Source organism: Chitinophagales bacterium (assembly GCA_041392475.1).
Taxonomy (GTDB): Bacteria; Bacteroidota; Bacteroidia; order Chitinophagales; family UBA2359; genus JAUHXA01.
Window position 1 is genome coordinate 1405157 of sequence record JAWKLZ010000001.1, and the last position, 25903, is coordinate 1431059.

The window sequence follows — 25903 nt, forward strand, 5'->3', positions numbered from 1 at the left end:
TTCATATTGACCATGATTAAATATAATTCTCAACGCTTTTTTCAATACTTCTCTCTTTTTGTTATTTGTTTTTTATTTGCTTCCAATGCTTTTGCAGATGGATATAAAATAAAGCTAAAAGCCACCAATGTCCAAGATACGACGATGCTATTGGCGTATCATCTCGGACACAAAATTTTTATTCAAGATACGGCGGTTATTGATAAAAAAGGCATCGCCACATTTGAAGGTGAGGAAGCTCTGCCCCCTGGCATTTATTTAGGCGTTTATTCAGGCAGTCGTTATTTTGAATTTTTGGTGCCAAGCGAATCAGATGCACAAAAATTTAGCATTGAAGTAGATACGACTGATTTTGTCAACTCTATGAAAGTATCGGACTCTGAAGAAAATGTCATTTTTAATGATTATCAGCGTTTTCTCTCCAAACAAGGTAATGCCATTCAAGAGATGAAAGAGGCATTGAAGGAGATTCCCGAAACGGAAAAAGAGGCTCGGAAGGAAAAACAAACAGCCATCAGTAAAGCTGAAAAGGTCATTTTTGACTACCGAAAAGACCTAATGAAAGAACATCCTGATAGCTATACTGCCTTCTTGTTTAGGTGTATGGAAGAGGTCACTCCCCCTAAAAAACCAACAGCAGAAGCGGTTGAAGAAGGTGAAGCAGTTGAAGGAAAAGAAGCGGAAGATGCTGACCCTTTTTATGCTTTTTACTATGTCAAAAATCACTTTTGGGATGGGTTCAGCTTTTCGGACAATCGGATTTTGCGTACTCCTATTTTTCACAGCAAAATCGAAAAATTTCTTGAAACTTATACGCCCAAACATCCCGACTCTATCAATGTGGCGGCTGACATCATCATCGAAAATGCAAAGGCAAACGACGAATTGTTTAAGTATGCGCTGGGCTATATCACTCAAAAATACCAACAGTCAAAAATCATGGGTATGGAAGGAGTTTTTGTGCATTTGGCAGCAAATTACTATTTGAAGGGTCAGGCTGATTGGATAACGAATAAACAAAAAGAGCAAATCAATGAACGCTACCAAAAATTGCGCTACAATTTGATTGGCATGAAGGCCCGCAATATGAAAATGCAGGATTTAGAGGGGCAGATGGTTTCGATGCACGATGTAGAGGCTTCTTATTTGATGGTGTTGTTTTGGGACTACAAATGTGGCAACTGCAAAAAGCGTATGCCTGAAATCACCAAACTATACAACAAGTACAAAGACAAGGGCTTCAAAGTTTATGCGGTTTGTACCCGCAGTGAGGTGGACAAATGGAAAGGGTATCTCAAAGGCAAAGATTTTCCATTTATTCATGTGATTGACCCACAAAACAAATCCAATTTCCGACAGGTGTACGATATTTACAGCACACCAACGGTATATCTGCTCGACGAAAACAAAGAAATCGTTGCTAAACGTTTGGGTGAAGAACAGTTTGACAGTATGCTGGAAAGGTTTTATGCGGATAAAGAAGCAGAAATGAAGAAAGCTTCGGAAGGAAAATAGAAAATTCAAAAAGTAAATTCAAATAACTCATTAATAGTGAGTATATTAAATTTTGAGAACAATCCATTTGATATTTTTTTTGACTAAAAAGTTTGGTAAACTTCAAAACAGGTAAGATACGCCCTAAGTTCGATAACCTTCATACAGCTTTGAACAAGAATAGTTTACAGAAAGGAATCTCACTCAATACAGGCATATTCTTTTTCGTAGTCGATTCCCCGATAATCGGGGCAGGCTTTGTTCAAGGATTTGCGTGAATAGTGACCAAACGATAGGATACGGTTTTAAAAAGGGTAGATAACCGAAATTTCTAAAATTTCGGTTATCTGTTTTTCATTACCCATTTTACCATTCCTCCATTTTCACTTTCTGCGAGTTCTCGGAGCAAGCTATTTCTTACTGCAATTCCCCATGCGCCTTGCGTCCTCGACCGTCCAAATGGATTACCCAAATATCCATATCCCCTTTGTCGGTAGGCGTTGCACCGACCATCACATAGCCCTTGTCTGCCGTTTCAACGATGGCCGTTCCCGAATCCATGCCTTTGCTACCCACTTCGTTTTTCCATAGAAAACGCCCACTTTCATCCATACCCAGCAGCCAAGCATCCTCCGCCCCTGCACCAGCCGAAGAAGTTTGTCCGACAACCGTATATTCACCCATTGAAGTAACCATCAAGTTGTTGGCTATATCTCGCCCTTTGCCGCCAACAGTTTTTTGCCAGATTTTGCGCCCTTTGTTATCAATTTTCAACATCCAAACATCCTCTGCCCCATTGCCGTAAGATTTGGTATTGCCCGCCAAAATATAGGTACTGTCTTTTGCCGCTACAATGTTGGTGAAAATATCGGACTGTTCTCCTCCAAAAGTTTGCGTCCAATAAATGCTGTCGCCACTTGCATCTATTTTAGCAGCCCAACCGTCTGCCGTCCGTTTTTCATTGAAGGACTGTGAATAACCAACCACGATTAAACTTCCTGCTTCTGCTTCTACCACATCCATTCCGACATCCCAATCTTCGCCTCCCATCGTTTTTTCCCAAAGCACATCGCCGTCCGCATCTATTTTGAGCAACCAAACATCTCCCTTTCCCATGCCCTGCGATTGTGTCAAACCCGAAAGTACAAAATTGCCGTCTTGCAGAGCGATTACCTTCAAACCAATGTCTTGTTTTTCACCGCCATAGGTTCTTTCCCAATCCTTCCGCCCGCTGCTGTTGAGCTTCAAAAGCCACATATCTTCTTCGCCTTTGCCATAAGTTTGGGTAGAACCAACCACCAAATAACCCCCATTTTTGGTGGCAATCAAGTCGTTGGCTTTTTCGTCCCGCAAACCGCCATAGTTTCGCCGCCAATCCAACTGCCCGAGTCGGTCGAGTTTCATGAGGTGAATGTCGCTTCCTCCGCTACCAAAACTCTCGGTATTTGCTGCAATGACATATCCGCCATTGTGAGCCGACACAACACTGCGACCTTCATCCCGTTCGGCACCGCCAAAAGTGCGCTGAAAAGTATCGTCTAAGTTTTCGGTACATTCCCGAATTTGGGCTTTGGTATAGCGGTCATTGGGTTTGCAGTCCAGCACATTTTGATACACATTGAGGGCTTTGTCGTATTGCTTTGCTGCAAAAAGGCTGTCTGCATCTTGTAGGTATTCGTCGCAATTATCGGTTTTACCTTTGACCAACAGGCCATTGTCTTCAAACAATTGTCTATAAAAAACCAAACCCACCAAAATGACCATACTCAACAACAGCAATGCACTGCTTGTAGAACCTTTTTTATCGCTCATCAATCTATAAATTTTCGAGGGGGAACTAAAAACAAACTGACATTGAAGAAAAAGGCCCGCCTCACATCCCCTTCAATGATTCGCTCGCCGCCACCGTTCAGGGAATCATTGAGGTAGAAGCTGAGATTTTTGCGGAGTCCGCTGTTCACGCCAAACCATACAAAATCGTAAATTTCTCGCTCATAGGTCGCAAATATCCTGATTTCCGATTTTTTGAGGTCCAAAATATCGTATTGGGCAAATGCGGCTTCGTCGTGTAGGTTGATGCGATAGCTGGCTCCGTTAATTTTTGTGGTGAAGTAAAAGATGTCAGATTCACTCATATTGTGTCGCAGTCGAATGCTTCCAGGCAACAACATTTCTATTCCCCATCGGCGATTAAAAGTGTTGTTGTAAGCAATGACGGGTATAAATCTTGGAGTACCAAAAACATAGGAATAGGCCAAACCCACACCATAGGCGATTTGATTGTTCTTTTTCCACCCAAACAATGGCACGAGCGAGTACCTCAAAAAATCTGCTTTGGGCGCAATGTCTTGGTTGTAATCGCCATTCAAATCTGCTCCCAATTTGACCAAAAAGAACTTGTTGCCTCGAAAAGATTTAACAATATAAGCTGACAAGCCTATGCTTTTGAGGGCTCGGTCTTCTAAGCTCTGAAAAAGTGGATAGTCGGTGGCATCGAAGCGAAATTCTTCGGTGAAGTAGCGAAATCCTGCTGCTATTTTGAGGTGTTCTTTGTTGTAAACAGGTAGGCGGCAAACAAACTGGATTTGTCTGTTTACTTTGATACCTCCATCATTCACATCTCCAATGGAAGGGTTGGAAGAGTTGGCTTTGATGCCGTAGTCCACCACTCTCTCGTATTCAAAGATGATGCCCTTGCTGCGGGGCATTCCATCTACGCTCGGCACACAAAAGGTGGAATCAGGACAGGTGAGTAAATTCTCTTGTGCAAAAATAGTGGAAGTACAAAGGCTTAGAAAGCCAATGGTAGTCCACAATAACCATTTTCTAAGTTGTATGAATCGCATAGCTTTTGTAAATATTGACCTATTGAACTCGACAAATATAGGGTTTTTTAGGACGACTCAACGTCAACGAACCACTATTGAAGCAAAACTCCCTACACATTTTCCCCAATCCCACACAAGACCAAGTGCAATTTTCTTGGAACACACTCGCCACACAGCTTTCGGTTTACAATACCACAGGGCAATTAATCACACAAATTCCTTTGGATTTGGGACAGAAAACCCTGCAATTGGAAGTTGTGGATTGGCGGAGTGGCGTGTATTTGGTGGTGTTGGAAGATGAAACAGGAGCGATTTGGGGGAGGGAGAAGTTGGTGGTACGGTAGTCACTTCAACTGTTGTCAAGGTTTATTCTGTAAGAATCTAACCGTTGCCAAAGTTTTCGTTTGGTTTGTTGATTGACATCCAACCTTTTCTGCTTGCTGTTCGTTTGTATAAAGATGTGTTTCTGAATGTAAAATATTTTAAAATGCGAAAATACCTACAAAATTTACCTTCTCATACCACTACTTGGCAGCAGTACAAAGACTTGGCTTTGATTGCCATTGACCTTCAACAGAGTGGAATAGCTTATAGCAATATGAACAGCACACAAGAACAGAAGGTCAGAAACATCGCAGCAACCAACACCGTCTATGCCAATCATGCAAAAGGGATATTGTATCAAGCTTTTGGAGAAAACTATGCCATAGATAGTCCTGTATTTCCAAGTCAATCTTCTAAGAGGGCAAGTACTTTAAAAGGTGTAATAACTGAGAATATTCTTCAATTGATGCCCAATCCTGCTAACAGCTACCTTCAAATTCGCTGGAACAATCCTACTTCCGAAGCAAGTTTGCATATTTACAATGCAGTTGGTAAAAAGTTGGAACAATACAAGGTTCAAAATGGAGAGGGCATAAATATCCATCATTTAGCCAATGGCATATATATATGTGCTTTGGAGATTGAAGGAAAAATATGGACACACCAAAAATTAGTTGTAAACCATTAATATGAAATTTTAATGTAGTGCTTGGCAGCCCATGATTTGGGGTTGCCAAGTTTTTTTTAATCACTAAATTTTGATGATGAAATATTATTTGGTATTTTTTTTATTTATATGTAAATGTGCATCTGCCCAAATCTACTTTAATAAAACCATTGATTTCAGCTCTGAAACAGAAACTGCTTACTCCATAACTCAATTAGAAAATGGAGATATAGTGATTTTAGGTGCATACCTTGACCATGAAGTTAGAGAAAATTACAGCATTCAGTCTATATTTCTAATGAAATTAGATGAATACGGAAATCAAATATGGCTGCAAAAATATGCTGATAGTACAGCAGTTCTTTATACGGGTTTTAATGGTCTGATACAAACTCAAGATGGTGGTTTCGCCTTTGGAGGAGGATACGCACAGGCATTTCCTGAAAATTTACCTGCCAAATACTTAATCGGAAAATTTGATAGTTTAGGTAATAAAGACTGGTTTCATACTTATGGCTATGAGGACTACGATACAGGCTTGCAAGCCAAACAATTGGCAGATGGTGGTTTTGTGATGACAGGGGTATCTCAAAATTTTTCAGAAACAGGAGAAGGCTTGGATGCCTACGATATTTACATAATTCGGACAGATAAGGAAGGTAATTTATTATGGGAAAAGCACATTGACAATGAGGGCTTTGACAATTCGACAAGTGTTCAAGTTCTGCCGAATGGAAATATGTTGTTTGGAGGTTTTTTGGATAATTCCATTTTGGGAGAGTACGATGGCTATATTTTGGAATTGGACGGAGAGGGGAATATCGTTGATGAGCAAGTATTCGGAACAGAATACACGGACTGTGGTATGGGTATAGAATTACTAAAAGATGGAAATTATTTGGTACATTCTTGTGAGGGAAAATTGATAGATGGTGAAATAGTAACCATTGATTACATTGCTAAAATAGATACCAATTACAACATTCTTTGGAAATGGGAATCGAAATATTCTATTGAAGAATACAATCTTATCAAGGCAGTAGAATTAAAAGATGGCTCTATTGGTTTTGCAGGTTGGTACGACCGAAATTCTACAAGTACATTGGGATGGATGGGAAGGTTGAGTTCAGAAGGAGAATTGATTTGGGAGAAGGAATATTATACGGTTAGAACCAAACACCAAAATTTTTATGATATGGTGGCTGCGAATGATGGTGGAATGATTGCTGTTGGACAGGCTTTTAATCCTGATGATGTGGAAAATGATGAAAGCTTTAATATTTGGGTTGTTAAAGTCAACTGCATGGGCGAATTTGAAGCCTTAGCCGAGGGAGAAAGTTGTGACGTGATAGTAGGCATTGAAAACGAACCACTATTGCAGCAAAACTCCCTACACATTTTCCCCAACCCCACACAAGACCAAGTACAGTTTTCTTGGAACACACCTGCCACACAGCTTTCGGTTTACAATACCACAGGACAATTAATCACACAAATTCCTTTGGATTTGGGACAGAAAATCCTGCAATTGGAAGTTGTGGATTGGCGGAGTGGCGTGTATTTGGTGGTTTTGGAAGATGAAACAGGAGCGATTTGGGGGAGGGAGAAGATGGTGGTACGGTAGTCACTTCAACTGTTGTGTCGAGTAGGTCGGGGGAATTTCACCCCCAGCCTCTCACAGAACCGTACGTGAACCTCTCGACTCATACGGCTCTTCTCATTCAGTCTAAATCGTATAGCCATGCCGCCAGTGAACAAATAGATTCGGTTGTCGTTTCTGCAATTGCTTTAAAGCTTTGTGAGCTTTGCGCCAACTGCCCTTAAACCGTTTGTAAGTGTTCCTTGCCCATCGTATTAGCCGAATATTGAGTACTGAGAATATTTTCCACATGACCGATTTTCGGTATCGACCATAGTAGTTTATCCAGCCTTCCAACTTTCTATTGAGCATTTTAGCAAGACCGTAGATAGTTGTACCCGTGCGCCTTTGTATTCCAAGTTGCCTGAGTTCTTTGATTATCCGCTGTTTTGCTTTGTTGCTGATAGCAGGTGTAAAACTGTAAAATACCCGATTATCTCGACTATTCTTACTTTTCCTCGCTTTGAAATCATAGCCCAGAAAAGTAAACTGCATGGGTTTGTCTGTTGATTGCTTGCGATTACTGTCTCGACAATACACTATCTTGGTTTTGTCGGGATGTAATTCAAGTTTACAGGCTTGTAGTCGTTCCCGAATTTGACTCAACACATATTCAGCTTGTCGCTCACTTTGACAGTGAACAATGATGTCATCTGCATATCTTTCAAATGATAAACTTGGGAATTGCTTTTCCATCCATTTATCAAATCCATAATGCAAATATAGATTGGCTAATAAGGGACTAATAACACCTCCTTGAGGTGTACCTTTCGTTCGCTCTCGCTTCGTGCCATCTTTTGTGATTACACTCGCCTTTAGCCATCTATCTATATACATCAACACCCATTTCTCGTCCGTATGACGATACAGTGCCTTAAACAACAGCTCATGATTCAGTTCATCAAAGAAACCCTTTATATCCAAGTCAATCACCCAATCTAATCTCCAACAATGCTCTTTAGCTACTCCAATCGCTGCATGTGCAGAGCGATTCGGGCGATAGCCATAAGAACTGTTGTGAAAACAAGGTTCTATCTTTGGTTCTAAATGGTCTTTAACTACCTGTTGGGCGATGCGGTCTAAAACCGTGGGTATACCCAACTTACGTGTTTTGCCATTTCCTTTCGGTATTTCCACCTCTTTGACAGGAGGTGGAAAGTAACTACCTGAGCTCAGTCGATTCCATAGTTTATACAGTTGGTTGGATAAGTCTGTCTCTAAATCAGATAAACTCATTCCATCCACTCCTGAACCGCCTTGATTCGTCTTCACTCGTTTATACGCTGCCCATACCATCTGTTTGGTAATAGGCTGTGACTTTGTTTTAACCATCCTAATCCTTCCTTTTTTTTTTTTTTGAGGTTGTTAAAATATTAAAACGTAAATGAGCTATGCCCTTCGCTCCAATCCCATTACAGAATCTTCAACACTACTATGACATAGTCCGACTCGAACATCTTACTCTTTCTCAGAGTATTGTCATAGATGTTCGTCTCTCCTGTTCCATCATTGAGCCTATATGAAAGTCCTGCCACTTATACACCGCTCACCCTTTAGCCAGTAAACAGGTTGCCGCTAAAGTTATCACGAAATGACCCTGATTTTCGCTTTTGACGAGGTCGGTTGGTTGTTTCGATGCTTCATCAGTGGTTCACTTGCGTTCAGCTCTTTCATACTTACCTGACTATTTAGCCAATAGCCTTTTCCTTCTGCGCTCAGTACCTTAACTTCACAGTTAAAGCACCCGAAGGTGGTTTGAAGGCGACTCCTGTAAGTAGCCTTCGGAGGGTCGTTTCCTCCATCTCAATGATAGCATTGCTCTATGAGCATTCAGGACACACCAAGGTCTGCGACCGTTGACAAAGTTTTCGTTTGGTTTGTTGATTGACATCCAACCTTTTCTGCTTGCTGTTCGTTTGTATAAAGATGTGTTTCTGAATGTAAAATATTTTAAAATGCGAAAATACCTGCAAAATTTACCTTCTCATACCACTACTTGGCAGCAGTACAAAGACTTGGCTTTGATTGCCATTGATTAAATCACAAATTGGTTGAAATGAAACCTATTTTTATCAATGACTGTTATCAACTTTACATATCTTATTGCTCAAAAATAAATTTCGTAATGGAAACAACTTATAAAATAAACGCCAACGAGTTGAATGAGGATTTCTTAAATTCTCTAAAAACTTTGTTCCCAAATCGCAAATTGCTGATTTCAGTGCAAGCTATTGAAGATGATTTTGAAGATGACACAGCTTATCTTTCAAGTTCCCCTGTAAACAAAGAAAGGTTGCTGAATGCAATTGAGAACTATGAGGTTGGGAAGAACTTGAAAAAAATTAGTTGGGAAAATCTGCAAAAACTATAGAAATCACACAGATGGAAGAAGTAATATTTGAAAATACAGGATTTGAAGACTTATTCTATTGGGCTAAGAATGACCGTAAAATATTGTCAAAAATCATTGTATTGATTGCCGATATACGAAAACATCCCTATAAAGGTTTGGGTAACCCAGAAGCCTTAAAATACGATTTTGCTGGGTATTGGTCAAGAAGAATTACACAAGAACACAGATTGGTTTATAAAATGGATGAAAACGCAAATGTTGTCGTTTTTCAATGTCGATTTCATTACTCCAAATAAGTCAATCTTTGGATCAAGTATAGCGTTCAACAAGTACAATTTTCTTGGAACACACCCGCCACACAGCTTTCGGTTTACAATACCACAGGGCAATTAATCACACAAATTCCTTTGGATTTGGGACAGAAAATCCTGCAATTGGAAGTTGTGGATTGGCGGAGTGGCGTGTATTTGGTGGTCTTGGAGGATGAAACAGGAGCGATTTGGGGGAGGGAGAAGATGGTCGTGGAATAAGCTCAAAATGAGAAAACAGAAATTTTGAAAATTTCTGTTTTCTAGTACCGACAATTGAAGTGAATGAGTTTGAGTTGGATTCGAGGAATTTTCCTATACCAACCTATCCCACACAATCCCTCTATTTCACCACCTGCACCTTCTCAAAATACTGCCATCCCGAATCAGCCTGCAATTGAAGGATATACATACCAGCAGGTAATTCATTGACCGAAAATGCAATGCGCTGTTTCACACCATCTTCTACCTTTCCACCAAACAAGTTGGTAACTTCCTGTCCATTGAAGTTCAATAAACGTGCTTCAATGGCAGCTGATTTTTCCAAACTAAATTCGAGATAGGCTTCCTGCACAATGGGATTTGGATAGACTTCAATCCATTCCATTGCCGTATTTTCCAAGGCCGTTTTTCCAGCCTCTCTGCGGCAACCTGCACGAGATCGTCCGCCTCCAATGATTTCATCTCCGCCACGATACACATAAATGCTTTCGGTGGTGGTATTGCCAATGCAGTCCGTCACCACTACCGTATAAAACCCTGCTTTGAGTTTGGTAATCGTGGCTTTATCGCTCGTAAAACCGTCGGACCCTTCCCAAGCGTAGGCATACGGTTCGTTGGGCGCATCACACTTGATTCCGCCCTCAACAAACACCGAAATAGCTCCATCAAAATCAGCAGGGCAATGTTCGGGTGTCACTTCAAAACTTGATATGATTGGGAACGCACTACTCGAACTACTGTAAGCCAACACATTGCTGCAATTCCCAGCGTCTTTGATGCTCAAATTCCAAGTTGCACCTGTGGCATAGACCAGCCTGACTTGGCGGCAATTGGGATTACTGCTCGGAAATTCGTCAATTGTCGAAAATCCGCCTGTTGTTTGAAAATCGTAGTCGTAGGGCAGTTGTCCACCGCAAATTTCATAGATATGAATGTTGGAATTTTCGACACTGCTCACACTTTCTAAACGAAACGTTCCCAAGACCTTGAAGGGATTGGTCGCAACGACTTGAAAACAGCCTGCTTGTTCTGTTCCTATTGCAGTGATGGGCAGATGGGGATGGGTAATCAAGGAAGGAATGGGTGCGTCATCTGTTTTTTCGCTGTATGCATAGATTTGATAGGTTTTTGTTTCGGTAGGCGCATCAAAAATACCCGTTGTGTTGATGGCTTTGAAGCGTGGAGCATTGGGGTTGGTGACATCCCAAAGGGCATAATAAAGCGTATATCCTGCTGCTGTTTGGTGTGTATCATTGGTTGAAGCCTCCAACTCCTCCCCCATCAAACATCCGTCTTCTACATTGACAGTCAGGACTCCTGCTGATGCTTCGCATACTTCTGCCAAGAGTGAATAACCTATTTGCCATTGCAGCACATCAAGTGTTGGGTGGTCGGAAGAAATGGCGGAAGGATGGCTCAATATGGGACAAATTTGTGCTTTTAGGGGGATGGAACAAAAGATGTAGCCCAAACAGAAAAACAAAACAGTATAAACAAACAAAAAGGGTACTCGTTTTTTCATGATTTTTTGAAAATTTTGGAATTTACTTAAACTAAACAGTGGTGAGAGGGTTGCTATCTACACAAAAATAAACCATTTCTAGCAGACTCTGAATTTATTTATGCTCTTTAACAATTTTTGCTGAAGCAATGCAACTTTTTGAAATTTTATATCACAAAACGTTTGTGGTCAATAAAATCAGTAAATTAATTCAATTGTGGTGGTTATTTAATATCTTTGTCACTAAATATTGCCTCCCCTTTTTTGGGTAGTATTCCAAGTTTTAGATTAAAATGTGATGTTTAACCAAGAATTTTAGATTATGGACTTCTCAAGTTTAGATTTAGCAAATATTGAACAACTCGTCTTAACATATGGCACCCGTTTCGTTGGAGGTTTTCTATTCTTAATCATTGGTTGGTGGGTAGTTGGAATCATCAACCGAACCATTCAAAAAATAGTCAATAAAAACAGAATTGACCCCACCTTAAAACCTGTTATTACTTCTACTACTTCTATCCTCCTCAAAATCATGCTCTTATTGGCAGTCATTTCGACTTTGGGTATTGAAACCACCTCTTTTGTTGCCGTTTTGGGAGCATTTGGATTGGCAGCTGGTTTGGCAATGCAGGGCAGTTTAGGAAATCTTGCAGGAGGTTTTCTGATTCTTTTCTTTCGTCCGTTCAATGTAGGTGACTATATCAAAGCACAAGGACACGAAGGATTTGTAAAAGAAATTCAGCTATTTACGACCATTCTAGAAACCAACGACAAACAAACTATTTACCTACCCAATGGTTCGGTTTCGGGCAATAACATAGTGAATATGTCACAAGCGGGCTTAATTCGACTACACCTTGCGATTGGTATTGGTTATGGAGAGAATATTGGTAAGGCAAGAGAGGCTCTCATGGAAGTGCTTCAAAATCACCCTTTGGTACTGCAAGAACCTGCTCCAAGTGTAGCAGTAGTAAACTTAGGTGACAGCAGTGTGGATTTAGATATGCGTCCATGGTGTAAGCCATTAGATGGCCCTGCTGTAACGGTTCAAATTTTGGAAAAAGGCAAAATTGCTTTGGATAAAGCAGGCATTGAAATTCCTTTCCCACAAAGAGTTGTGCATCACATCAATGCGAAAGGGTAATTGGTGAGTACATTAAATTCAATGTACTCATAATCAGACAGTTTGATTCAGCGATTTCAAAAATGCTGGTGAATCACCTGCGCCAAAACGCCAATCGCTTCTTCCATTTCCTGTTCATTCATTGAAGCAAAACCCAATCGGGTGTTGTTCAAGTTTTTGTTGAGGGGATTGTGAATCTGTCCATCACCAATATATACATCATATTTGGGTGCAATCTTAGAGAGTTCGACCAAACTCACCTTTTCTGTAAATTGCCCCCATACCGCCATCCCTCCCGAAGGAACATCAAAGTTGACCACATCCGCCAAGTTATTTTGCAGTAGGTCACAAAAGATATTTCGCCTAATTCGGTATTGCTTCAACGCCTTTTTCAAATATCGGCGAATAATGCCCGCTTCCATCATTTCGGCAAACGCCAACTCCAATACCGCATCCCCCTGCAAATCAATCACTCGCCGCAATTTGACCAATTCGGTAATCACATTTTTGGACGCAATCACATAGCCCAATCGAAAAACAGGTGCGGTAAGCTTGGAGAAAGAACCAATATACACCACTAAACCTTGGCGATCGGCACTCGCCAAAGGCAGTACAGGACTGTTGCCATAATGGTACTCATAGTCGTAATCATCCTCAATGATGATAAACCGATATTTTTCGGCAAAGACCAGCAGTTGAATTCGTCGCTCAGGCTTCAATGTCACTGTCGTTGGGTGATGGTGATGTGAGGTAACGTAGATTGCCCTAATCTTGTGTTGGATGCACAAAGTTTCTATTTCGTCCACAAGCAACCCATCTTTGTCCACAGGAATCCGCAACATTTCGGCTCCTACCATTTGAAAACAGCGATTGGCAACATGATAATTGGTTTCGCCTACAATCACCTTATCTCCTTTGTGAATCAGGGTATTGATGGTCAAATAAATCGCCATTTGGCTACCACGGGTAATCAAAATATTGTCTGCCGTACTCCTCAAGCCACGGGTGACATTAAACTCCTCCGACAACACCAACCGCAACTGCTCTTGACCATACAAATTACCATAACTCAACACACTACTGCCCGCATATCGCCGTAAATTTCGGGCATAAGCCGTTGCCATTTCTTCAACAGGAGCCAGCCGCACATCGGGATAGCCATCATCAAAAGCAAGTCGCTGGGTTAAAATAGTTGGAATTTTAGAAGGCACAACTCCTTGTACTTCAAAACCTGCTGTATCAGGCATCGTGCTATTGACCACTTCATTCGACCAGTTTTTAGACTTCACCTCTGGCAGACAACTCGCTATATACGTCCCCTTATACGGCACCAACTCTACCCAACCCTGTGCATAGAGTTCTTCCATAGCTGTCACCACTGTTTTTCGGTGAACATCAAGCAATTCTGCCAATTTTCGAGAACCAGGCAGTTTGATGCCTGATTTGATAATGCCATTTTGAATCTGTTGGATAAACCCATTCACAATTTGCAGATAAATAGGCTGTGAACAGCTTTTGTCAATCTCTATCAATAAACGGTAAGGAAGCATAAGGAGATAAAATGAAAATGAAAGCGAATTTATGTAAAAAAGTGGACTATTCAAAAAGATAAAAGTGGTTGCTTACAGTAGTCCAGATATGACGTATTTTTGGAAAAACAAATAATTCTTTTCATTCTTTTTTTTCTGGATAACAATAAAGGTAGTGTTTCCTACAATTGTGGGACGCTACCTTTTAGTGAAATCTCAAAAAACATCAATGCAACTAAGTAACTAAGCAACTTCAATAATATAAGTTACTGATAAAATATAAAGACTTTGGAAATTTTCTTTTGAGAGCATACTGATTTTCAAACATTCTATATTTTTAAGAAAAAACTTCCAAAGTCTCACAACCAAAAAACATCAACACTTCAAAACAACAAAAAAGCATGACAACAATCAAACTCCAAAGACCCGCCTTGCACGAATCCAACGATTATTTTAAACGCTACATCAACAAAGTAGCGACCAATGACATCATTGCAGCCTTATCAGAAGGACAAAAAGCGATGGAACATTTTTGTCAGTATATTCCTGCCGATAAATGGGATTACCGATATGCAGAAGGTAAATGGACCATCAAAGAAATCTTATTGCACATCATTGACACAGAACGCATCATGGCTTACCGTGCCTTGCGAATTGCCCGCAATGACAAGACTGCTCTTCCTGAATTTGAACAAGACGATTTCATCCTTTACTGCAATGCCAACGAACGAAGTCCCGAATCCTTATTGGCTGAATACATGGCGGTTAGAGCATCTACAATTTCACTTTTCCTACATTTTGACGATGAAATGTGGGGTAGAATGGGAACAGCAAGTAACTATCCAATTTCAGCAAGAGCATTGGCGTATATCATTGCAGGACATGAAATACACCATTTGGCAATTGTAAAAGAAAGGTATCTTGTGTGAGACGAAAGATTAAAGATGTAGGATGTAAGGTGCAATATGTAAGAAAATAAAATATCAACACCCCAAAACCTTAACACCTTAACACTCCAAAACAACAAAAACAAAAAATGCAACAACTCATTCTTTTCCTCGAACAGCACCTTCAAACTGTTCCGACCCAACTTCAAAAAATTCCTTCAACGGTTTTGGAGCAGAAACCACAACCGCATAAATGGTCAAAAAAGGAAATTTTGGGGCATTTGGTAGATTCTGCACAGAACAACTTGCGGCGATTTGTGGAAATTCAATACAGTGCCGAACCTTATCAAATACAGGGATATGCACAAGATGATTGTGTACGAATCAATGCTTATCAGCAAATGCCCATTCAAGCGGTGATGCAGTTGTGGCTGAACATCAACCAGCAAATTGTACGGATTTGGAAGCAAATGCCTCCTGAAAAATTGCCGCTAAAAGTATGGAACACCGATGGCTCTGAAAGCACGCTGCAATGGTGGATAAGCGATTATGTGCGGCATTTGGAACACCACCTCCACCAAATTTTTGACGACATTGAAGCCATTGAAGAAACTTCACAAAACAATACAAGAGAGCAGTTTATCCAAGAAAATTGTAGAATTGATGCAGCAACAGCCTTGGGAAAATTGACAAACCGAACTGATGGCAAACGTTTTGTAGAAACTTTGCAGCATGGTAGCATGGTGGTGGAAATTTACCAACCCGACAAGATGGATTTGCAGACACCGCACACACGAGACGAACTCTATGTGGTGTATCGAGGAAGGGGTATTTTCTTCAATGATGGGGTGCGGCATTCTTTTGAAGCAGGCGATGTATTGTTTGTTCCAGCGGGTGTGGAGCATCGTTTTGAGGATTTTTCTGACGATTTTGTGACATGGGTGGTATTTTACGGGCCAGAAGGCGGTGAGGCAAAGTTGAAGAAGGGAAAATCTGTAAATCCATTCATTGCAGAAAAAGGAAGGTATCAAATTTCGACCAACGATTCATTGCTTGATATAGAGTACATTTTCCAATACCTTCACAAAGAGAGTTATTGGGCCAAAAATGTTCCGAAAGCCATTGTCGAAAAATCGCTGCAAAACTCCTTAAATTTTGGATTGTACCACCATGAACAACAAATTGGTTTTGCAAGGGTAATCACCGATTGTGCGACCTTTGCTTACCTTGCAGATGTATTCGTTGAAGAAGGATTTAGAGGTCAAGGTTTGGCATTGTGGCTTACCCAAACCATCCTCGATTACCCAGATTTGCAAGGACTTAGGCGGTGGATGCTAATGACCGAAACGGCTCAAAATTTGTATAAAAAAGCCGATTTTCAGATTGCAGCACATCCTGGTCGAGTGATGGAAAAATTGACACCGAATCCTTACTAAAAACCACCACATATTATCATTATGTCTAAAAAAATAGCTTTTGCGACCTGCCGAAACTTACCACATCCAGCAGAAGATGATAAATTGTTGGCGGATTATCTGCGTCATGCAGGTTTTGAAGTACTGTATGCCGTATGGAATGATGCAAAGATTGTTTGGCAAGACTTCGATATGGTATTGATTCGCTCGACTTGGGATTACCACAAACACATTGAAGCGTGGAGGGAGTGGCTGCAATTGTTGGAGGAAAAGCGGGTAAACGTTTTGAATCCTGTCAAAACAATTCGCTGGAACATGCACAAATCTTATTTGAAAGAGATGGAAGCGAATGGAGTACAAATCGTTCCCACCTTTTTTGCGAAGCGAGGCAGCAAGTTTTCGTTGAAGGAAATTTTGGAGAAAAATGGATGGTGGAAAGCCGTTGTCAAACCTGCTGTTTCGCTGGATGCTTTTCACACTTGGTTGACCGACCTACCGACTGCCGAAAAACAACAAAATAACTTTGAAGCGTTGGTAATGGAACGAGATGTAATGGTGCAACCTTTTATGCCTGAAATCAACACAAGAGGGGAATATTCTTTCGTGTTTTTTGGTGGAAAGTTTAGCCATGTGGTATTGAAGTCCAACCCAACAGGTGATTTCCGAATCCAAGGAAATTATGGTGGGAGGAATCAACTGATAGAAGTCAGCCCTGCGCTTATTTCACAAGCTACCCATATACTTCAATCTATTGATTTACCACACTATTACGCCAGAATAGATGCTATAGAAAGAGAAGAACAACTTTATTTGATGGAATTGGAATTGATTGAACCTTCTTTGTTTTTGGACTTAGAAGAGGAGGCGGTGAGAAGGTTGGGTGAATTGGTGAAAGTACAAATCAATACAACACCGTCACCGTCCCACTAAACATTTGTGAACTGCCATCAATCAACTCAAATTGCAGCAGGTAAACATATACACCTGTATCCACCAATCGAAAATCATTGCGTCCGTCCCACTTCACCAACAAAGGCAATTTTGCAGGTTCACTTTGTTCATGAATCACTTGCCCCCAACGGTTAAAAATTTTCATCTGTTGCAGCGTTTGAATAGCATTTCCGAAAGGAGTTGAAATTTCAAAATAATCGTTCACTCCGTCCTCATTGGGAGAGAAAGCAGTAGAGATTGCCAATCGGAAATTTTTATCTACTTCAATCCGCACACTATCCGAAGCCACACATCCCTCACCATTCCTTACAGTCACAGAATAAGTGGTTGTTTCAAAAGAGGTTGCAGTAGGATTGGCGCAAGTCGTACAATCTAAGCCATTGGCAGGAGTCCATTGGAAATCTACATCCGTTTGAGTCACAGTGGTATTCAAAGTAAGGCTCTCTCCTATTGCAATTTTAACAGGATCAATCGTTTCTACAACCAAAGATTCAGGCTCTTCAATTAAGATTTGGGTCACAAAATCGCATCCATACTTGTCTATGATCTGCAATTCGTGGTTTCCTGCCATCAAATTTCTAAAAATACCCGTTGTGTTGAGTTCCGTATTGTTGAGCCAATAAGTATAAGGAGGCGTTCCTCTAAAAACTTCTATTACTTCAATTAGTGCATTGCTTTCTCCAATACATTTGGGTGAAAGTGTTTCAATATCAGCATCTATATTGGGATTTGGCAATACCGTAAGATTGGTTGTGAGAATACTATCGCAGCCAATACTCGAAACCAAAGAATCTACATAAACTCCCGTGCTTGTGTAAACATTGTTTCCAACTTCCAGTTCATTACCTTCACAAATTGTCGTTGTCACCTCAAATTCAATTGGTAAAGCAACTACTTGCTTAATCGTAGAATTCAGACGACATTTCGCATTTTGAAGATTTTCAGCAGAATTGGCGATAATGTATCGGTACAGTAATTCCCCACTACTAAAATTGGTAATGTTGTAAGTAGGCCCTGTTGCCCCTGCAATGTCTTGCCAATCAGACCCATTAATTGGTTTCACCTGCCATTGAAAATAGGTGTAGGTAGCATCCTCCACCGTCGATTGTAAAGTAAAATCCTGCGTATCCGCACCCATACAGATATAGGAAGTTTTGTCATCATCTACAATCGTTGCGAGTGGGCCGCAAGTCCGAAAACTAATATTGTCCAAAGCCAAATCATTGCCAATCCCTCCTGGAGCACTGTTGATAATGGATAAGGTGAGGCTAGTTTCATTTTCCCCTGTACAAAAAGAAAAGCTATAGGTATTCCATTGGTTGCTTTTCAAAATATATCCTGTTGATAAAATCACGTTACTATTCAAAAGAAACTCTACATTGGGATCAGAATGCCCTGAGGTGCCTATACGAATCATATTGATAATATCGGCACTAAACTCGTATTGTGTGTTTGGACACAGGCCTGTCACCTCTTGTTCGTAGAATAACCCTGGTGAAAAATCAGCATTGACGACCATCATGTAGCCGTTAGGATCAGCACTGTTGTCCCTGATAGCCAACCAAGAAGGATATAAATTACCCCATGCACCTGTATTGTTCGTAATCGTGTAAAACCCATCGCCTGGTGGAACGTTGGTTGTATAGTTATAACCTGGTGCAATTTGTGGATTGGTGGTGACCAAATTAACAACTCCCGAACCAAAGTCACCATTGGTGAATATATTATCCCCCAAACTGCCCTGACAACTCCCCTCCTCTCCATCTGCAAAAATAACCATCTGTAAAGAAAATAAACACACCATCCAAACAACCAAAACTCGAATATTAACAGGTTTCATAGAGAACTGATTTTTCCAAAAAATATAATCAATAGGTAAGATACCCATATCGTTTCCAAAAACAAAACAATGTATGGTTAAACAACTGTAAATTACCTGCATAGTTGAACAAAAAATCCAGTTGTGACAATCACTCCTGCCAATATTGTCACACAACTTACAACTCAAAAAATAAAATGACATTATTATGTTGTAACTTGCACCCTCACTACTAAACTTTGGAACAGTTTTGGTTTCTAAATAGCTCATAGACAAATTTGTGATGCAATTAGCCATTATAACCCTCTACAAATTAACTGTTCATTACAATTGATTAAAATTTTCTATAAAAAAATCCCATGACTATTATTTAGTCCATTTCAAATACTTTAGTAATGATAAAAAATATCAACTCGCCAATACTGCTTTTTTTTGGCATTGTACTATTCCTTACATTATTATCTTCCACAAAAGCAGTAGGACAGTGTATGACGTACCCAGTCAGCATTGAAGAAAAAGAAAAAAACGCACCTATCATTGTACTCGGTCACCTCAAAAATCAATTCCCTTATTGGGATGCAGAAAATAGCCGCATTTATACTTTGAACGTCATCGAAGTCACTGCTTACTTCAAAGGCAACAACGGCGCAACAGAAATTGGTGTCATCACAACAGGAGGAGTAGTTGGTGCAGACGCACTCCATGTTTTTCCAAGATTCGATATTTATCCCCGAAATGAATATATTTTCTTTTTGCAGGGTGATAACCAAATCATTGACAATAAAAACATTCGGAAAAAACGCCCCTCCTTTCTTCAATCAGAAACCTATGCAGATGCACAGGGAGCCATCACCAAACAATTTGGTTTATACTCCGAATTACACAACAATACCAAATACGAAGAACAAGCACAATTCGATAGAATTACCCACCTCACTAAACAATCTATAACAACTCCTGATGGCAAACCATTCTTGCCTCGTACACAAGCAGACAACAAATTATTAGAAGAACTTGGTAAAAAGAAAGGTCAAGTAAAACTAAAAAATCCACTCTTCAAAGACCTAATCAACAATCCTTCTTTCTCTCTTTTACCCATCAATACCATGAGTCCAAATCCAGCTCATGGAGGAACGGTCAATCCTGCCAATTACCTCACCATCAATGGTTCTGGTTTCGGCACTCAAGATGCAGTATATTATGCCAATGCTGACAATGGTGGGCAAACAATGGTCGCATCTGCTTATGCAAGTGATGTACTATTTTGGACAAACACTTCCATACAAGAAAAAGTAAACCAAAATGCAGGTACAGGAACAGTTCAAGTCAATGGCATCACCTCCTCCAATGTTTTACAAGTTGATTGGGCACACAATTGCATCGAAAACGCTTATTCAGGATTCAGTGAAGTCACACGCCAACGCTACTTTTTAGTAGATATGGACACCCAAGGAGGTTACACCTTTCATTACAACACCAATTTCAACAACAATACAGCTGCAAAGGCAGCCTTCGAAAGAGCATTAGAAAGTTGGAGGTGTGCTACTCACATCAATTGGAAACCAAGCACAACCACCACTAATATTTCGAGTAGCAATTCAGCAGATGATATCAGCATCATTACCTTCAATACAGGATTGCCATCAGGAATTTTAGGACGCTCTTACAGTTACTTCTCAGGAACTGCCACAGGTGTCTGCAACCAAGAAAACACCCTCTGGTGGGCACGCAAAATAGACATAGAATTTGACAGTCCACCCACCAATGGCGCAACATGGAATTTTGGTCCTGCACCAAGTACCCCTTTTGCCTTGACCTACGATTTTGAATCCGTAGCATTGCATGAATTGGGGCATTTACATGGATTAGGGCATACTATTGGTGCCAACAACGATGTAATGCACTATGTAATGTCCAATGGTACAGATAACCGTATTTTATCCATGGAAGACATTGCAGGTGGAAACGCAAAAATGGCTTATAGCACAGACAACAACGAATACTGTTTTTTTCCCAATAACTTCAGTGAAGAAATGATTGCACTGAACAGTAGCAACTGCTCACTAAGTGGCGGCTGCCTTCCCATTGCAGTGAATATTACTGGAAATAGCAGCTTTTGCCCAGGTCAAAGCACCAGTTTAAATGCAGGTTCTTATAGTGCTTCGGATAGTTATGACTGGTCGACAAACGCTACTTCGCAAACGATAAACGTAAGTACAGCAGGCACATATACGGTCATTGTCACCGACATCAACGGATGTACAGGAACAGACTCTTTCACCGTCACCCAAACCAATGAACCACAACCAAACATTACAGGAGAACTGTCTTTTTGTGTTGGCGAAAACACTACCCTGACTGCGGGAGATGTTTACAGTTCTTATTTATGGTCAACAGGTGCAACTTCCTTTGCCATCATGATCAATACTCCAGGCACTTACACCCTCACTGTCACCGATGCAAATGGATGCACAGGGACAGATACCGTCATTGTTTCAGCAGATTCATTGCCCCAACCACAAATCACAGGTGAAAATGGTTTTTGTCCAAACGAAACAATTGAACTCTTTGCAGGAAGCGGTTTTCAGTCCTATCTATGGTCCACTGGTCAAACGACTCCACTCATCAATGTCGGTGCAGAAGGAATTTACACCGTTACCGTCACCAACTCCAATGGTTGCAGCAATACGGATACGCATACGGTTTTTGCCCACACTCCTCCAATACCCAATGTTCAAGGAGATACCTTTTTCTGCAATGGCAGCAATGCCTTCATTTTTGCAGACAATGGTTTCAGTGCCTATCTATGGTCGAATGGAGCAATCACATCTGGAACAAACGTTTCACAATCAGGAACATATTCCGTTTTAGTAACAGACAGCAATGGCTGTACTGCAACAGACGAAATAGTAGTGATCAAACAACCTACTCCAAACCCAAACATCACAGGTAACTTGCAAATTTGCAATGGCAGTACAACTACACTTACTGCAAACACAGGCTTCAATGCCTATAACTGGTCAAATGGCGGCACTTCCAACAACATTACCGTCAATCAGGCAGGCACTTATTCTGTAACTGTAACCGACGGAAATGGTTGCACAGGTACACAAACCGTAGTTGTAGAGCTTATTGCCGAACTTCAACCAGAAATTGAAGGCGATTTGACGATTTGCCAAGGCGACAATACCCTTTTGACATTGAACCAAACATACAGCAGCTACCTTTGGTCAAACGGCAGCACCAACCCAAGTATAAGCGTCAACCAAGCAGGAACTTACAATGTAACTGTGGTGGACGAAAATGGCTGTACTGGAACAGATGAAGTAACAGTTGTAACAAACAATTTGCCGCAAGTGAACATTGAAGGAGGAGGAAGTATATGCGAAGGCGAAAGTGTAGAACTCTCTGTAAATGAAATTTTTGAAAGTTATCTTTGGTCAAATGAAAGCGAAAATCCCAGTATTTCAGTCAATCAAACGGGTATATATTCGGTTATCGTAACCGACTCAAATGGATGTACTGCAATGGATGAAGTGAGCATTGAAGTGAATCCACTACCGACTCCAACTATTGAAGGCAACTTATTTTTCTGTGAAGGAGCAAGCACAACTTTATCCGTTGCAGCCATTTACACAAAAATAATCTGGTCCAATAGCATGACCACTCCAAGCATTGAAGTGAATAGTGCGGGAACTTACAAGGTAGTGGTCACGGACGAAAATGGCTGTACGGGAACGAATGAAGTTGAAGTAATCGCTCATCCCCTACCCTCTCCAATCATCAATGGCATTTCGGATATTTGTGAAGGTGGCAATACAGAACTTTCTGTTTCTGCAATATATGAATCTTACCTCTGGTCCAATGGCGCAACTACTCCAAGCATTATCGTTTCGGAGACAGGCACTTACAGTATTGAAGTGACAGACGCAAATGAATGCACAGGAACCAGCGAAATCAGCACGGTAGTATTGAACAATCCCGAACCTACGATTAGCGGCAGCACTACTTTCTGTACAGGGGGCAGCACTGTTTTGGATGCAGGAGAAGGTTATGCTGCTTATTTGTGGAATACGGGTGAACTCAGCCAAGTCATTACTATCACCACAGCAGGCACTTATAGTGTGGAAGTTGAAGACACAAACGGATGCAGTGGCAATGCGTCCATTACTATCAACACTTTACCCTTGCCGCAAGTAAGCATTGAAGGCAATTCGACTTTCTGCGAAGGGCAAAGCACTGTTTTGGATGCTGGAGAAGGTTATGATTTTTATTTGTGGAATACAGGTCAAACAAGCCAAACCATTGAGGTCACTCAAGCGGAAGCGTACAGTGTGACTGTTACCAACAACAACAATTGCAGCAATTCAACAAGTTTGGTTGTCAATACAATAGCGACACCTCAACCAACGATTACAGGCAATACTGATTTTTGTGAAGGCGCAAATACGACTTTGGATGCTGGTGCGGGCTTCAATGAATACCTTTGGACAACAGGTGAAACAAGTCGTATGATTACCGTTTCCACAGCCGACAATTTTGGGGTAACGGTGACAAGTACAAATGGCTGCACAGGAATGGATTCCATTCAAACAAATATATTTGACCTTCCAACAGTTACCATTGCAGGTAGTTTGTCTTATTGTGAGGGAAGCAATACAACACTTTCGGTAACTCAGAATTTTGTCAAATACTTGTGGAATACAGGAGCTACTTCAAAAAGTATTGTTGTTCAAACAGCAGGAACGTATAGTGTGGAAGTAACCGACCAAAATGGATGTGTCAATACCGAAAGCGTTGATATTCAGCAAACTACGGGGCTGACACCTACCATTACAGGAGATTTAGATATTTGTGAAGGTGCGTTTACCCTTTTAGATGCTGGTGCGGGTTATTCCAGTCATGCTTGGTCAACTGGCGCAACTTCCAGAATCATCAACGTAACCGAAAGTGGCACTTACAGTGTTACCGTCACAGATGCGAGTGGATGTATCGGTGTGGATGAAGTGACGGTAACAATACATACGCCTGTCAGCCCCAACATCACAGGAAACACGAATTTTTGTTTGGGGGAAAGTACAACTTTGGATGCAGGAGCAGGTTTTGACCAATACTTGTGGAATACAGGCGAAACCACCAGAACGATTGAAGTAACTACAAGCGGCAATTACAGTGTTGAAACCAAAGATGCAAATGGCTGTTCGGCAAGTGCGGCAATTGCCATTCAAGCAAACATTGCGTCTTCTCCAATCATTGAAGGGGCAACTCAGTTTTGTGTAGGCAGTTCTACGACCTTGACTACCGAAGAAGGTTATGAAAGTTATAAATGGGAATCTGGCGAAAACACAAGGACGATTACGGTGACAACAGCAGGTATTTATAGAGTAACAGTTGTGGATGAAAACGGATGTGAGGCAACGAATCAAGTGACCATTACCGTTTTGGAGGCAGCTGTCCCAACCATACAAGGAGAATTGCAGTTTTGTGCCGATGCCAGCACAATTCTTTCAGCACCTTTGGGTTATGCTACTTACCAATGGAGTACAGGTGAAACAAGCCGCATTATTACCGTCACTGAATCGGGTGATTACGGCGTGTTAGTGACAGACTTCAATGGCTGTACAGCGGGAGTGTTGGTAAATGTGGAAGAACGAACCGAACTGCAAGTTTCTCTTACAGGCAGTGCTACTCTCTGCAATGGCAATTCTACAACCCTTGAAGTATCAGAAAATTATGCTGAATACAAGTGGAATACAGGCGCAACTACCAAACAAATTGTCGTTAGCCAAGCAGGTACTTACACAGTGACAGTGACAGATACAAATGGATGCACAGGTACGACCTCCCAAGTTGTTGCGCTTTCTGACAGTTTAACACCTACAATTTCTGGTGATTTAAGCATCTGCAATACCGAGAGTACAGTCTTGGATGCGGGTGACGGATTTGATACCTATTTATGGAGTACAGGTGAAACAAGCCGCACAATTGAAACCGATATGGCAGGAAACTACACTGTTCAAGTGAGCAATGCAGATGGCTGTTCGGGTACTGCAATGGCAGCAGTTGAGTTGATTCCTCCTTTTACCCCTCAGATTTTGGGCAATCTTACCTTTTGTGAAGGTGAAAGCACTCAACTTATTGGCGAGATTGGATATCAAGCGTATGGTTGGTCCACAGGTGAACTTGATCCCATCTTAACGGTTACGGAATCGGGAATGTACACCTTAGTCGTCACAGACACAAATGGCTGTACAGGATTGAATCATGTAGAAGTAAATATGATTTCAACACCGGATGTACAAATAACAGGTGATTTGCAAATCACAGACAATGAATCTACTACTTTGGATGCAGGTTCTTACAGCGCAAACGATGAATACCTCTGGCACACAGGACATACTGGACAGTTTCTAACAACCAATATCCCTGGGCTATACAGTGTGACCGTAACACATGAAAATGACTGCTCGGCAAGCGCAGAGGTGACAGTAGAATTGATTAATGGTATTGAAGATATAGCGTTTTTCCAAGAATTCACTATTTTACCCAATCCTTTCAACGAATTGACCACACTTCAATTCCGTACCTACGCTTCTCAACACATTACCATTGATTTGTTCAGCATTGAAGGACGACAACTTCAACGCTTGTTTGAAGGACAAGTAAAGAGCGGTAACTTACATTCGATTGAAATCAATGGTGGAAATCTTCCTGCTGGTGTGTATGTGCTGCAATTGGTGTTGGATGATACTACCCGACTGTATGAAAGATTGGTAGTAACGCATTGAAGTATGCGATTTTAGACGAAAGACATAAGTAGAAAGGCAAAACAGATAACCGAAA

Annotated in this window: 19 protein-coding genes; 13 read left to right on the forward strand and 6 right to left on the reverse strand. The window is 41.0% G+C overall.

Going from position 1 to position 25903, the window contains the following annotated elements:
• Window positions 1-12 precede the first annotated feature (12 nt).
• Window positions 13-1515: a redoxin domain-containing protein gene (locus tag R3E32_05100; protein ID MEZ4884098.1), complete on the forward strand. Its 1503-nt coding sequence runs from the start codon at window positions 13-15 to the stop codon at window positions 1513-1515.
• A gap of 396 nt (window positions 1516-1911) precedes the next feature.
• On the opposite strand, the gene R3E32_05105 is transcribed toward R3E32_05100, so the two are convergent.
• Window positions 1912-3306, reverse strand: coding sequence for a hypothetical protein (locus R3E32_05105; protein ID MEZ4884099.1), 1395 nt, complete (start codon window positions 3304-3306; stop codon window positions 1912-1914).
• A complete protein-coding gene (locus tag R3E32_05110) occupies window positions 3306-4340 on the reverse strand; it encodes a DUF6268 family outer membrane beta-barrel protein (GenBank protein MEZ4884100.1) in 1035 nt (344 codons plus the stop codon). Before R3E32_05110 ends, R3E32_05105 begins: the two co-directional genes overlap by 1 nt.
• A 77-nt stretch (window positions 4341-4417) precedes the next feature.
• Between R3E32_05110 and R3E32_05115 the strand changes: the two genes are divergently transcribed.
• From R3E32_05115 to R3E32_05125, 3 genes are all read left to right on the forward strand, one after another.
• Complete coding sequence (locus R3E32_05115; GenBank protein ID MEZ4884101.1) at window positions 4418-4666, forward strand: T9SS type A sorting domain-containing protein; 249 nt, start codon at window positions 4418-4420, stop codon at window positions 4664-4666.
• A 143-nt stretch (window positions 4667-4809) separates the two neighbouring features.
• Window positions 4810-5334 (forward strand): T9SS type A sorting domain-containing protein, encoded by a 525-nt coding sequence (locus R3E32_05120; protein ID MEZ4884102.1) that lies wholly within the window; start codon window positions 4810-4812, stop codon window positions 5332-5334.
• 73 nt (window positions 5335-5407) lie between these two features.
• Complete coding sequence (locus R3E32_05125; GenBank protein ID MEZ4884103.1) at window positions 5408-6937, forward strand: T9SS type A sorting domain-containing protein; 1530 nt, start codon at window positions 5408-5410, stop codon at window positions 6935-6937.
• 102 nt (window positions 6938-7039) lie between these two features.
• Here the strand turns inward: R3E32_05125 and ltrA are convergent, their stop codons facing one another.
• Window positions 7040-8284, reverse strand: coding sequence for a group II intron reverse transcriptase/maturase (gene ltrA / locus R3E32_05130; GenBank protein ID MEZ4884104.1), 1245 nt, complete (start codon window positions 8282-8284; stop codon window positions 7040-7042).
• Between the two features lie 524 nt (window positions 8285-8808).
• Here ltrA and R3E32_05135 point away from each other — a divergent pair.
• Genes R3E32_05135 through R3E32_05150 form a run of 4 tightly spaced genes read left to right on the forward strand, consistent with a single transcriptional unit; the run spans window position 8809 to window position 9835 of the window.
• Complete coding sequence (locus R3E32_05135) at window positions 8809-8991, forward strand: hypothetical protein (GenBank protein MEZ4884105.1); 183 nt, start codon at window positions 8809-8811, stop codon at window positions 8989-8991.
• A 17-nt stretch (window positions 8992-9008) separates the two neighbouring features.
• Window positions 9009-9323: a hypothetical protein gene (locus R3E32_05140; GenBank protein ID MEZ4884106.1), complete on the forward strand. Its 315-nt coding sequence runs from the start codon at window positions 9009-9011 to the stop codon at window positions 9321-9323.
• 11 nt (window positions 9324-9334) lie between these two features.
• Window positions 9335-9601 (forward strand): Txe/YoeB family addiction module toxin, encoded by a 267-nt coding sequence (locus R3E32_05145; protein ID MEZ4884107.1) that lies wholly within the window; start codon window positions 9335-9337, stop codon window positions 9599-9601.
• Between the two features lie 12 nt (window positions 9602-9613).
• Window positions 9614-9835 carry a T9SS type A sorting domain-containing protein gene (locus R3E32_05150; GenBank protein ID MEZ4884108.1) on the forward strand — a complete coding sequence of 74 codons (222 nt, stop codon included), beginning with the start codon at window positions 9614-9616 and terminating at the stop codon, window positions 9833-9835.
• Window positions 9836-9956: 121 nt separating this feature from the next.
• On the opposite strand, the gene R3E32_05155 is transcribed toward R3E32_05150, so the two are convergent.
• Window positions 9957-11357, reverse strand: a complete 1401-nt coding sequence (locus R3E32_05155) for a T9SS type A sorting domain-containing protein (GenBank protein MEZ4884109.1) — start codon at window positions 11355-11357, stop codon at window positions 9957-9959.
• A gap of 301 nt (window positions 11358-11658) precedes the next feature.
• On the opposite strand from R3E32_05155, the gene R3E32_05160 reads away from it, so the two are divergent.
• Window positions 11659-12480, forward strand: coding sequence for a mechanosensitive ion channel (locus R3E32_05160; protein MEZ4884110.1), 822 nt, complete (start codon window positions 11659-11661; stop codon window positions 12478-12480).
• A 56-nt stretch (window positions 12481-12536) separates the two neighbouring features.
• Here the strand turns inward: R3E32_05160 and R3E32_05165 are convergent, their stop codons facing one another.
• On the reverse strand, window positions 12537-14009 hold the full coding sequence (locus R3E32_05165) for a PLP-dependent aminotransferase family protein (protein MEZ4884111.1): 1473 nt from the start codon (window positions 14007-14009) through the stop codon (window positions 12537-12539).
• A 380-nt stretch (window positions 14010-14389) separates the two neighbouring features.
• Here R3E32_05165 and R3E32_05170 point away from each other — a divergent pair, with 380 nt between their 5' ends.
• The 3 genes from R3E32_05170 (at window position 14390) to R3E32_05180 (ending at window position 17220) form a co-directional block, all read left to right on the forward strand.
• Window positions 14390-14917, forward strand: coding sequence for a DinB family protein (locus R3E32_05170; protein ID MEZ4884112.1), 528 nt, complete (start codon window positions 14390-14392; stop codon window positions 14915-14917).
• Window positions 14918-15024: 107 nt separating this feature from the next.
• Window positions 15025-16311 (forward strand): GNAT family N-acetyltransferase, encoded by a 1287-nt coding sequence (locus tag R3E32_05175; GenBank protein ID MEZ4884113.1) that lies wholly within the window; start codon window positions 15025-15027, stop codon window positions 16309-16311.
• A gap of 21 nt (window positions 16312-16332) precedes the next feature.
• Window positions 16333-17220 carry a hypothetical protein gene (locus tag R3E32_05180; protein MEZ4884114.1) on the forward strand — a complete coding sequence of 296 codons (888 nt, stop codon included), beginning with the start codon at window positions 16333-16335 and terminating at the stop codon, window positions 17218-17220.
• Here R3E32_05180 and R3E32_05185 read toward each other — a convergent pair.
• Window positions 17192-19081, reverse strand: coding sequence for a gliding motility-associated C-terminal domain-containing protein (locus R3E32_05185; GenBank protein MEZ4884115.1), 1890 nt, complete (start codon window positions 19079-19081; stop codon window positions 17192-17194). The genes R3E32_05180 and R3E32_05185 overlap by 29 nt on opposite strands.
• Before the next feature lie 467 nt (window positions 19082-19548).
• Between R3E32_05185 and R3E32_05190 the strand changes: the two genes are divergently transcribed.
• On the forward strand, window positions 19549-25848 hold the full coding sequence (locus R3E32_05190) for a matrixin family metalloprotease (protein ID MEZ4884116.1): 6300 nt from the start codon (window positions 19549-19551) through the stop codon (window positions 25846-25848).
• Window positions 25849-25903: the final 55 nt, after the last annotated feature.

Bases quoted from the DNA above. Each gene is read 5' to 3' on its own strand.
- R3E32_05175 (MEZ4884113.1), top strand. From the start codon at position 15,025: ATGCAACAACTCATTCTTTTCCTCGAACAGCACCTTCAAACTGTTCCG.
- ltrA (MEZ4884104.1), bottom strand. From the start codon at position 8,284: ATGGTTAAAACAAAGTCACAGCCTATTACCAAACAGATGGTATGGGCA.
- R3E32_05145 (MEZ4884107.1), top strand. From the start codon at position 9,335: ATGGAAGAAGTAATATTTGAAAATACAGGATTTGAAGACTTATTCTAT.
- R3E32_05185 (MEZ4884115.1), bottom strand. From the start codon at position 19,081: ATGAAACCTGTTAATATTCGAGTTTTGGTTGTTTGGATGGTGTGTTTA.
- R3E32_05110 (MEZ4884100.1), bottom strand. From the start codon at position 4,340: ATGCGATTCATACAACTTAGAAAATGGTTATTGTGGACTACCATTGGC.
- R3E32_05190 (MEZ4884116.1), top strand. From the start codon at position 19,549: ATGACGTACCCAGTCAGCATTGAAGAAAAAGAAAAAAACGCACCTATC.
- R3E32_05160 (MEZ4884110.1), top strand. From the start codon at position 11,659: ATGGACTTCTCAAGTTTAGATTTAGCAAATATTGAACAACTCGTCTTA.
- R3E32_05125 (MEZ4884103.1), top strand. From the start codon at position 5,408: ATGATGAAATATTATTTGGTATTTTTTTTATTTATATGTAAATGTGCA.
- R3E32_05165 (MEZ4884111.1), bottom strand. From the start codon at position 14,009: ATGCTTCCTTACCGTTTATTGATAGAGATTGACAAAAGCTGTTCACAG.
- R3E32_05155 (MEZ4884109.1), bottom strand. From the start codon at position 11,357: ATGAAAAAACGAGTACCCTTTTTGTTTGTTTATACTGTTTTGTTTTTC.
- R3E32_05170 (MEZ4884112.1), top strand. From the start codon at position 14,390: ATGACAACAATCAAACTCCAAAGACCCGCCTTGCACGAATCCAACGAT.
- R3E32_05140 (MEZ4884106.1), top strand. From the start codon at position 9,009: ATGAAACCTATTTTTATCAATGACTGTTATCAACTTTACATATCTTAT.
- R3E32_05120 (MEZ4884102.1), top strand. From the start codon at position 4,810: ATGCGAAAATACCTACAAAATTTACCTTCTCATACCACTACTTGGCAG.
- R3E32_05100 (MEZ4884098.1), top strand. From the start codon at position 13: ATGATTAAATATAATTCTCAACGCTTTTTTCAATACTTCTCTCTTTTT.
- R3E32_05105 (MEZ4884099.1), bottom strand. From the start codon at position 3,306: ATGAGCGATAAAAAAGGTTCTACAAGCAGTGCATTGCTGTTGTTGAGT.
- R3E32_05180 (MEZ4884114.1), top strand. From the start codon at position 16,333: ATGTCTAAAAAAATAGCTTTTGCGACCTGCCGAAACTTACCACATCCA.